8 protein-coding genes are annotated in these 9,162 nt (G+C 41.0%); all 8 read right to left on the reverse strand.

Annotation, left to right across the window (positions count from 1 at the left end; genetic code table 11):
• A partial coding sequence (locus GRX64_RS13630) for a UDP-N-acetyl glucosamine 2-epimerase (protein WP_166268177.1) occupies nucleotides 1-812 on the reverse strand: 812 nt, incomplete at its 3' end.
• Nucleotides 805-1,815, reverse strand: a complete 1,011-nt coding sequence (locus GRX64_RS13635; RefSeq protein ID WP_166268179.1) for a polysaccharide biosynthesis protein — start codon at nucleotides 1,813-1,815, stop codon at nucleotides 805-807. The genes GRX64_RS13630 and GRX64_RS13635, both read right to left, overlap by 8 nt.
• A 73-nt stretch (nucleotides 1,816-1,888) precedes the next feature.
• Complete coding sequence (locus GRX64_RS13640; protein ID WP_166268181.1) at nucleotides 1,889-2,746, reverse strand: dTDP-4-dehydrorhamnose reductase family protein; 858 nt, start codon at nucleotides 2,744-2,746, stop codon at nucleotides 1,889-1,891.
• Nucleotides 2,747-2,748: 2 nt separating this feature from the next.
• A complete protein-coding gene (locus tag GRX64_RS13645) occupies nucleotides 2,749-3,981 on the reverse strand; it encodes a glycosyltransferase family 4 protein (protein ID WP_166268183.1) in 1,233 nt (410 codons plus the stop codon).
• Between the two features lie 36 nt (nucleotides 3,982-4,017).
• Nucleotides 4,018-5,124: a glycosyltransferase family 4 protein gene (locus GRX64_RS13650; protein ID WP_235937680.1), complete on the reverse strand. Its 1,107-nt coding sequence runs from the start codon at nucleotides 5,122-5,124 to the stop codon at nucleotides 4,018-4,020.
• A 31-nt stretch (nucleotides 5,125-5,155) separates the two neighbouring features.
• A complete protein-coding gene (locus GRX64_RS13655; protein WP_166268187.1) occupies nucleotides 5,156-6,226 on the reverse strand; it encodes a hypothetical protein in 1,071 nt (356 codons plus the stop codon).
• The gene (locus GRX64_RS13660) at nucleotides 6,216-7,454 is read right to left on the reverse strand and encodes a glycosyltransferase family 4 protein (RefSeq protein ID WP_166268189.1); all 1,239 of its coding nucleotides are present in this window, start codon (nucleotides 7,452-7,454) and stop codon (nucleotides 6,216-6,218) included. The genes GRX64_RS13655 and GRX64_RS13660 overlap by 11 nt, the downstream gene beginning before the upstream one ends.
• A complete protein-coding gene (locus tag GRX64_RS13665; RefSeq protein WP_166268191.1) occupies nucleotides 7,435-8,631 on the reverse strand; it encodes a polysaccharide biosynthesis protein in 1,197 nt (398 codons plus the stop codon). The genes GRX64_RS13660 and GRX64_RS13665 overlap by 20 nt, the downstream gene beginning before the upstream one ends.
• Nucleotides 8,632-9,162: the final 531 nt, after the last annotated feature.

A 9,162-nucleotide genomic window follows, 5' to 3' on the forward strand; every position in this document is an offset into this window, starting at 1 on the left:
TGAAGCTTCATGTAATCCAGTAATCCGAATGGCTTCACAAATTGAATTAATGGATGGCTGACCACTTCTCCCAATTCTTCCAACCGTTTTCTTGTTCGGGGGTGTGTTGAAACGATAACGGGGTATCCATATTCATTGGAAAGAGCCTCCAAGGACTCCAACAAATCCCGAAGATTTTGAGGGGTATCGACGTTCTCTTCGCGGTGGGCACTTATAAGAAAAAACTTACCCGCTTCCAGCCCCAAGCGCCCAATAACATCTGAACGATCTATCTTAGGCTGATAATATTCGAGAACTTCCTGCATGTGCGAACCAGTTTTTATGATCGTCTCGGGTCTAATACCTTCGGCGATCAAGTAACGTCGGGCATGCTCTGTCAACACAAGATTAATATCACTGAGATGGTCAAGAACTTTCCTGTTGAGCTCCTCCGGCACACGTTGATCAAAACACCGGTTGCCCGCTTCCATATGGAATACTGGCACCTTTCTGCGTTTTGCGGCTATGACTGCAAGGCAGGTGTTGGTGTCACCGTAAAAAAGAATGGCATCGGGCTTCTCGAGCTCCAGTACTTCGTCGGCTTTGGAAATGACTTCTGCAATCGTTTTCGCCGCAGTTTCGCCGGCGGCACCAAGAAAATGATCTGGTTTACGAATCTCCAACTCGTCAAAAAAAACCTGATTCAGCTCAAAATCATAATTTTGCCCGGAGTGAACCAGCACATGGTTAACCTGCTTATCCAACTCAGCAATAACCCGACTCATTTTGATCAATTCAGGTCGAGTTCCAACCAAGGACATTACCTTAAGCATCGAGCTGCTCCTTTATATACTCAAGTTTCAGAAGGAGCCCTTTGATACCCGAAACATCAAGCCTTTCAGCATTATGCGAGGTGTAATCGTCAACCTGAGAAATTTTTTCTTCGCCTTCTACAAAGTACTTTTTATAGTTCAGATCCCTGTTATCTGCGGGAATCCGATAATAACGACCCATATCTTCTGCTTTCGCCATCTCCTCTCTCGAGATCAGGGATTCGTAAAGCTTTTCACCATGCCGGGTACCAATAACCCGGACAGAACTTTCACCCGAAAAAAGCTCCTTAAGAGCTTGGGCAAGGTCTCTTACCGTAGACGCTGGGGCTTTTTGAACAAAGATGTCACCCTGCTCAGCATGTTCGAATGCGTGCAGCACCAGATCAACTGAATCCTCCAATGACATAAGAAAGCGGGTCATTTCAGGATCAGTAATGGTTACTGGTTGAGAAGCTTTGATCTGGCTGATAAACAGAGGAATGACCGACCCTCGCGAAGCCATCACATTGCCATAGCGTGTTGAACAGACGACCGGACCGCCGTCTGGAATACTCCTGGACTTTGCAACAACCAGTTTCTCAGCCATGGCTTTGGATATGCCCATGGCGTTGATTGGGTACACCGCTTTGTCTGTACTTAGCACTACGACTCTCTGAACATCGGAATCGATTGCCGCATTCAACACGTTTTCCGTTCCAATTACATTCGTACGCACGGCCTCCATGGGATAAAATTCACACGACGGCACCTGCTTCAAAGCCGCAGCATGAAATATGTAATCCACGCCCACCATGGCCTGTTTCAAACTGGAGCAGTCACGCACATCACCAATGTAAAATTTCACCTTGTCATTGGCTAATTCAATCCGCATGTCTTCTTGTTTTTTTTCATCTCGGCTGAAGATTCGGATCTCACGGACATCCGTGTTTAGAAACCGCTTCAGCACCGTATGACCGAAGGAACCGGTTCCTCCAGTGATCATTAATACTTTGTTTTCAAACATATTTTAATTCCAAAATCTCAAAATTCCTATGCGTTGGAGAAGGCAGCGAGGCCCAAGCCCATGAACTTTTTTCTCAAACACCCTGCCGCATTGTTTGAATAAGTTCAGGCCAGCCAGGCGCCACATAGCCTGTCGCAGCACTGAAACGATGACCATTCAACGATCTGTCAATTTCAACAGAATCATCTGGCCGTATCTCTATCTCTTTCTCATATTCATCGGCAACCAATCTCAGTAGATCCAGCTTCGAGATAGGTTCCGCCGCGACGTGATACAAACCCGCAAGGGATTTGTCAGGTAAGACAAAATCTTTGATCACTCTGGCAAGTTCAACCGTCGGCAAGCCAGAAAAAATCGCTTTCGAAAAGCCGCGGATACTTCCCGTTTCACCCAGGAACCAATCGATTAAAGCGTTTCTTGATGACAACTCCTGACCGATAATCGAAGTTCTTAAGGTAATTGCATGCGGATAACTATGCAGCTCCCCAATATATTTCGACTTGCCATAAAGGTCCTCGGCATCGGATACGTCGCTTTCCAAATAGCGACCTTTACGTCCGGAGAACACACAGTCTGTGCTTATATGTACCAACCTCACCTTTGCCAGATCGCACAGCCTAGCCAATCGATGTGGGAACATTGAGTTGATGGGCAGTGCAATCAACGGGTCCTGTGCATTTGATAACTGTTTGATTAAGCCGACACAGTTAACCACAGCGTCCGGTCTTATCCGATTAAACACCTGAACAAGCGAATCATGGTCCAGCACATCGACTCCAGCGATTAACCGGTCATGATCGGCCTCGGTGAAATAAGCCAGTCCGGCACCACTACGAAGTGTTCCCCACGCCTCGTGGGACGCATCTTGAGCAAGAGTTTTAAACACGGCACTCCCCAACATGCCCGTCACGCCTAACACCAGTATCCTCATGTTCAACTCCCCTCGTCCAGTTCGTTCTCCAGAAGCAATGAAACGAGCCGCTTCGCCTGTTGCTCCATCTCGAAATTGTTCCTGAAGTACTCACGGCCCGCAGCCCCCATGGCCGCGCGCACGGTTTCATCCAGAGAATGCATTTTGCGTATTGTATCGAGCAACGGCCCCACCTGTTCAGCTGGCGTTGCCAAACCAGCTGAGGCCTCCTTCACCACCCGGGCTCCTTCTCCATTCATACAGGCTATAATTGGTTTACCTGCAGCCAAATACGCCTGCACTTTACTTGGAATCGTTTGGGAAAAAACCTTCTTGTCCGTCAACGAGACCAACAGTACAGAAGCGCGCCGATAGATTTCCGGCATGGCCTCCGGGGGGAAACGACCAGGCAGAACCAGATTATCCAGGCCAAATGTTATTTTCTGCTCCGTCAACCAAGCCGAGCGACTGCCGCTCCCGACCAGGACCAATTTTAGATGGGTTTCATTCTTAAGCGCTTTAGCCGCATCAACAATCGTATCCAGTGCTTGAGCAGTACCGAGATTACCTGCAAACACCAAGCAGAAGTTGCTCTCCAGGATCTCTACCAACGGCGAAGGGAGTTCCTGAGATTTCTCATGTGTAAATTCTTTAATTGAATTGGGGTAATAATGGATTTTTTCTTTTTTCGCATAAAAGGAAGCCGGCTTGATGAACGCTTCGGACTGAACCAATAGTCTATCGCAACCAGCATAAAGAAGCCGCACCATTGCTCCTACCAGACTCAGCATGACCCGGTTTTGAACGAAACCTGTTGCTTCCAGACTTTCTGGCCAAAGGTCCTGGACCCATAGAACGAGCCTGGCACCCTTTAGCCACTTGATGGGAAATGCAGGAATTACCTGCGTTACGGGGGAAGGTGCAAAAACCAGAATTGCATCAAAGTCGTGCTTACGGAGAAGCCAAGGCAGCAAAAACCAACCCGAAACGATAAACGAAAGATAATTGAGCAAGAGATTGAGCCCGCCCCCTTTACCCCTGGGCCAGATTGGAATGCGAATTACCTCCGCAGTGTCGGCAAAGTATTCTTTCTCTACACCTCCCGCTTTGTAGCCACTGTAAATTACCCCATCCGGATAATTGGGCTTGCCGGTGACAACAGTGACTGAATGACCCTGCGCAACCAGCGTTCTGACCAAATCATTAATAATAAAATTTTCAGGCCAGAAATACTGGCTAAGTACGAGCAATTTCAATGCGATGTTCCAACCGTTAAAAATTTCGAAACTGAATTACTTCAGACTGAGAATCCGAGACCAGGTTTCAGTCGCAGTTTTTGACCAGTCGTACCGCTCACTTCTTTTCATTCCCTGACATACGAGGTGTTGTTCAAGCGAACTGTCGGAGAGCACTTTACGCATGGCATTCGAAATACTCTCTGGATCAAACGGCGAAAAATATTCAACCGCGTCACCTCCAAATTCAGGCATAGGATCAACATTGGATGAAAGAACGGGACGCCCAGACCCTAGCGCTTCGAGTAATATATTTGGGCAGTTCTCGCACGATGACGCAAAGAGTATTAATTTTGCGTGTTGGTAAACTGCTGGAAGCCGCTCGTATTCAATCGCCCCACTAAAAACAATCTGTTCCGACAGGCCTAATTCGGCAACTATTCCCGCGACCGCATCCGCTTCAGGCATATTCGTTTCTCCAACCAACAACAGCTTGTATTGATCTCGGAACTGTTCCGGCAACCCGGCGTATGCGCGAACAACCTCTCGATGGTGTTTATACGTCTCAAACCGTGATACGTAGAGCAAGTATTCGGTTGTCGGAACCGAGGCGGGACGATCCAACACTCTGTCATTGACCCTAAAGTTCTCGTTCAAACCATGGGGTATTGTGACAGGGTTCGGGATCGCCTTAAGGGATTGAATGATTCCCCGCGCATAGTCGGAAATGAATATCGTCAAATCTGCCTGGCTCATGCTCTTTAACATGACTTGATATAAAATAATATTCCGCAATCTCTGAAACCCAAACGGCACGGCCTCTCTGACCTTCTTATCAAACGGAATCATATTCCGGAACATCGTAACTACCCGGCAAGAACTTGGCGCATGAGAGGCTACAACACCTCCCGGACAGAAAAAAACGTCCGCATTCCATTTGATTAATAAAAACGGTAATACCAACTTCTCCCAGATTGCTCTGGAAAGTGGATTCTCAACTGGCCATTTAGTGTAGAACTTCGTAACATTTTTATTGCATGGAAAATTGACACCTTCTGGAGCTATTAAAAGCACTTCTAAGTCATCAAATTCCGGCATATATTTTAGAATATTTTTAAGATACGTCTGACCACCGCCCAATCTAGCCGAAAGCGCATTTATCACTATCTTCAATTACTGGCCCCTCTCCAACTTCTCATATAATCCTGATTTTTAATGGGTATCTTCTTCTATGTAGAATAACTGCAATTAGAATCACTGGGAAAAAATCCAATAAATATCTATAATTTACAACAGGTGATATTATATAAATCAAAAAGAACGATACTACGAGCGCATTTAAAGCAAGCAACTCTCCGTAATTTCTAAATTTCCATGGCATGTAGATAATGCTTAAAATTCTGTAAAAATTAATAGATATAAGTAAAATAGCAGAAAATCTTCCAAAAAAAACCAGAAAAGATATTACACTTCCCGGAACACTTAAAGAAATCATTAAATCCCAAAAATACTGAATCGGCTTTACGAAATTAAATAAAATCGACCCAATAAAATATTTCTCGTTCAACCATGAAATAAGATAGGCCAAGCCACTAGAATTATAATTCTGATGTCCTAATATTACTTCTGATCGTTCTAAAAAAACTGAAGCCATCCCGCCCAAAAAGTAAAAAAACAGAACCCCCAATAAAATGAAAGTCCAACTTTTTTTTTGTAGATATTGGAATATAATAAAGCAAATAAAAATAAATAAAAACTGAATTCTAATCGGGATCAAAACAATAGATATTAACAAAAAACGTCTATTGTTTGTCAAAGCATAAGACATCAAAGATATGTAAAAAAGAACAGCAAAACTGTCTTTGTTTATAAGCACTGAAAATTGAAATATTGCAAACAAAGTAATTAAATATTGAGGCTGAAAAAATCGACCTGTTTTAAAATAAATTATAAACTCAAGCAGCCAGTAAGAAAAAATCAATACGCATGCATTTATAAAAAAAGAAATTAACTCAACATTAAATCCATGCGCATAAAAGAAACCATAGATCTTGACTATTACAAAATTATTAAATGAGGAAAAAGCTCCGATTAAATTACTCGAAGATATATTTGTATAATAAAATTCGTGGTCTGGAATGTTGATAAATTTATTTGTCAACAAACCTAAAGAATACTCAAAGCTAAAAACTACCTGAAAACCAATGATCAAAGCCGAAAATATTAATACTCTAGTGCTGACTTCAAGCCCGTAACTAAATCTCATCGATTAACTCTAAGTATTTTTCAGAAATATTAACTAGTGAATTGTCCCCAACATAATTAAAAACCGACTCATGAGTATTGAGAGAACCGACAGCTTCAATCCATCTCATAAAATCTGAAACAACACCACAATCACGAGCATTAAAAACGAACCCACTATTTTCATATTCTAACAGTAACTCTGAACAATTATCCTGAATAAAATTCAAAATTGGCTTGCCTGTCGCAACGTACTCAACCAATTTACTTGGCGTCATAAAACAGTTTATATTTTCTACATTGACGAGACAATCAGCCGATTGAACCACTTCAATCGCTCTTGATCTTGATATTATACCATGATGACGAATTGGTCCCTTGCTCTCAATTTCAAATCCGTTCAATGGTCCATACAAGTCAAGAGTAAAATTAAAACCAGCCTTTTCCAATAAACAAAAGAAACTCAACATGAAGCTGGGATCGCGTATATCTTTATGAAACCCCCCAACATATATAAATCTAATGAAATTTTTATTTATTTTTGGTTTTAATTTTTGTTTAGAATAAAACTTATCAATGTCCACTAAATGAGGTATACATATTATTTTATCAGAAGATTTTTTAAACTTATTTTTGTAAGCGATCAATGTATCTTTATTAGTCATGCTAACAATCTGGCACGATTTAATGACTGCACTCTCTACACAATTGTTTAAGTGTGCATAAAATTTCAAATTATTAGGTGGCATTGTGCTGGAAAGTGAGAATGGATCACCGTAGTCAGCGATCCAAGCAGACCTATAACAACTTATTTTTTTAAAAAATAACGCACCTAGATGAGCTGAAAATGTGGGTGAGTAACTAATGATAAGGTCGTATTTTTTGCTCTTTCGCTTAAAAAGCTCTAGCAGCAATGACGGAAGCCAAAGCCAAAGTCCATCTGGCCAATATATTTTTCGATATACCCTCTTTAGAAGGTAACGTACTTTAAACTTTGTCAAAAATAAAAAGCTATTGACTTTAAACGGATCAGAATATTCTGAATCACTTTCAGTTCCTTCTGTCCTAACAATACCAATTCGTTTGATTAGAACGCCATCATTATCATATATAGACTTTTTTTCAAAACGTCCAGAAATAACTTCTACTTCATGACCACGTCCAGCCCACTCTTTCGCAATTTGTGACCACCGATATGCGTGTGCACCTATCACAGGCTCGAAATAGTAATTAATTATTAATATTTTCATGAATTACCTGGCTCGCACCAATTAACAAAAACACACAAATAGCTAAATACGCAATCAACAATGCGCCTAATATTCCATAAAACTCGCTAACCATTAACATTAACGGCACTAAAATAATTACTACTAAGAGGCCTAACCCCATTGCAGAAAACAAAACTCTGTACTTTTTATTCGATAAAAGATAGCTTGCAGCCGGTGTCGAGGACATTGACAAAATGGAACATCCCGCAAAAAATAAGAAACAGGTTTTTAATCCTTGGAACTTATCCAAATCAAGAATATCAATTAAGTTAATAACAATAAAGGCGACAACAAACATTCCGATAATAAGGTATGGTAGCTTCCGGTAAAATGATTTCAGTAGCGCAATAGCTTCTTTTGAATTGAGTCCGACAATCCGTGGCAAGAATACAACGTGCAAAGAGTATATGCACATTGAAAATATAGCTTGAAACCGCATTGCAGCTCCATATGATGCAACTACATTTTCTGAGGATAACAGCATTGATGCAACTACTGGAATATAAGGAAAAAAACCAGCAGCTAACGCGTATAAGAATAATTCGTTTCGGTCCTTTAAATAAAATAAACTCTGTTTTATCAAAGAAGGTGAAATATATATTTTTGGAACATTTATATTTTTCATTCCAAATAAAAAAATAAAAATTACCGATATAGCGGCGGATGCTACAAATGACAAGGCCACCAAATTAAAACTTAAATTTAAATTTAGCAACCAAAAAACGAGCAAAAAACTAAGCCAAACAATATTTCTTATAAAATCTGTTATTACGAAGCTTTTGAAAAACTCTGCTTTCTGATAGAAAATCCTTAAACTCTGAAATAAGAAAAAGAAAATATAGCCAATTAAAAAAAATTCAACAACAATTTCATAATTTGCATAATTTAAATATGAGTATCCGATAATGAGCACGGGTGTGCCCAACATAAGACTAGCAGTGAAATAAATATCATTAAAGTTTTTGTAATCTGAAATATAAAAACGCTCAAAAACTCCACAAACTGATTGATATGAGAGCATGACTGAGGCAAAAAGAATTGTGAAGTTAGCGTAGTCACTAACGTTCAACATCTTCAGAATATAAAGAGTAGCTGCAAGATTTAGGGCTTTAGCTACTCCGTCCCCAAAAAAAACTAAACTAATGCGTTTTAACATTATGAAAGATCTAATTATTTTAAACTTTCAGTCAGTCTATTCTGACTTCTAAAGTTATAATACTTAGACCGCTTCTCCTTTTTTGAAAGTGCCGGTCGGTCACCGCAAATAGAGCTACTGGCCGCTAAGCGAAGCATTTTTAACTTCTTTGTGCCGTGCAGTAACCATCAAGCTCAAAAACCATCAATTTTGGTGCCATCGCTGTTAATTAGGTCGATAAAGCTGCGTGGTACCAATCCAAGCGAGGCTTGGTGCGGTCTGTAATCCACCCCTTCGCGTGGGGCGTTCCTACAATTTACAAGCTTACGGATTTTTTTTTCGAAAACGCCAAGTTTTGCCACTTCATCAGATTTACTAGGGACTTTACTTCATTCAGGTGTGCTAGTGCCTCGCAGCAAAATTGTCCGAACCGATAACCTTTTAATTTAGTATGAGCAAGTGATCTAGCAAACTAGAACCAATAAGCTCTGCGATTTCAGTTATTAGCTAGATTTTGGGGGAGCTTGATAGCTGCTCAAGTAGATTCTCATA

Origin of the sequence: Marinobacter caseinilyticus, assembly GCF_011074955.1 — a bacterium.
GTDB lineage: Bacteria > Pseudomonadota > Gammaproteobacteria > Pseudomonadales > Oleiphilaceae > Marinobacter > Marinobacter caseinilyticus.

Coding starts and splice junctions, on each gene's coding strand:
- GRX64_RS13635 (WP_166268179.1), bottom strand. CDS start 1,815: ATGTTTGAAAACAAAGTATTAATGATCACTGGAGGAACCGGTTCCTTC.
- GRX64_RS13640 (WP_166268181.1), bottom strand. CDS start 2,746: ATGAGGATACTGGTGTTAGGCGTGACGGGCATGTTGGGGAGTGCCGTG.
- GRX64_RS13655 (WP_166268187.1), bottom strand. CDS start 6,226: ATGAGATTTAGTTACGGGCTTGAAGTCAGCACTAGAGTATTAATATTT.
- GRX64_RS13660 (WP_166268189.1), bottom strand. CDS start 7,454: ATGAAAATATTAATAATTAATTACTATTTCGAGCCTGTGATAGGTGCA.
- GRX64_RS13665 (WP_166268191.1), bottom strand. CDS start 8,631: ATGTTAAAACGCATTAGTTTAGTTTTTTTTGGGGACGGAGTAGCTAAA.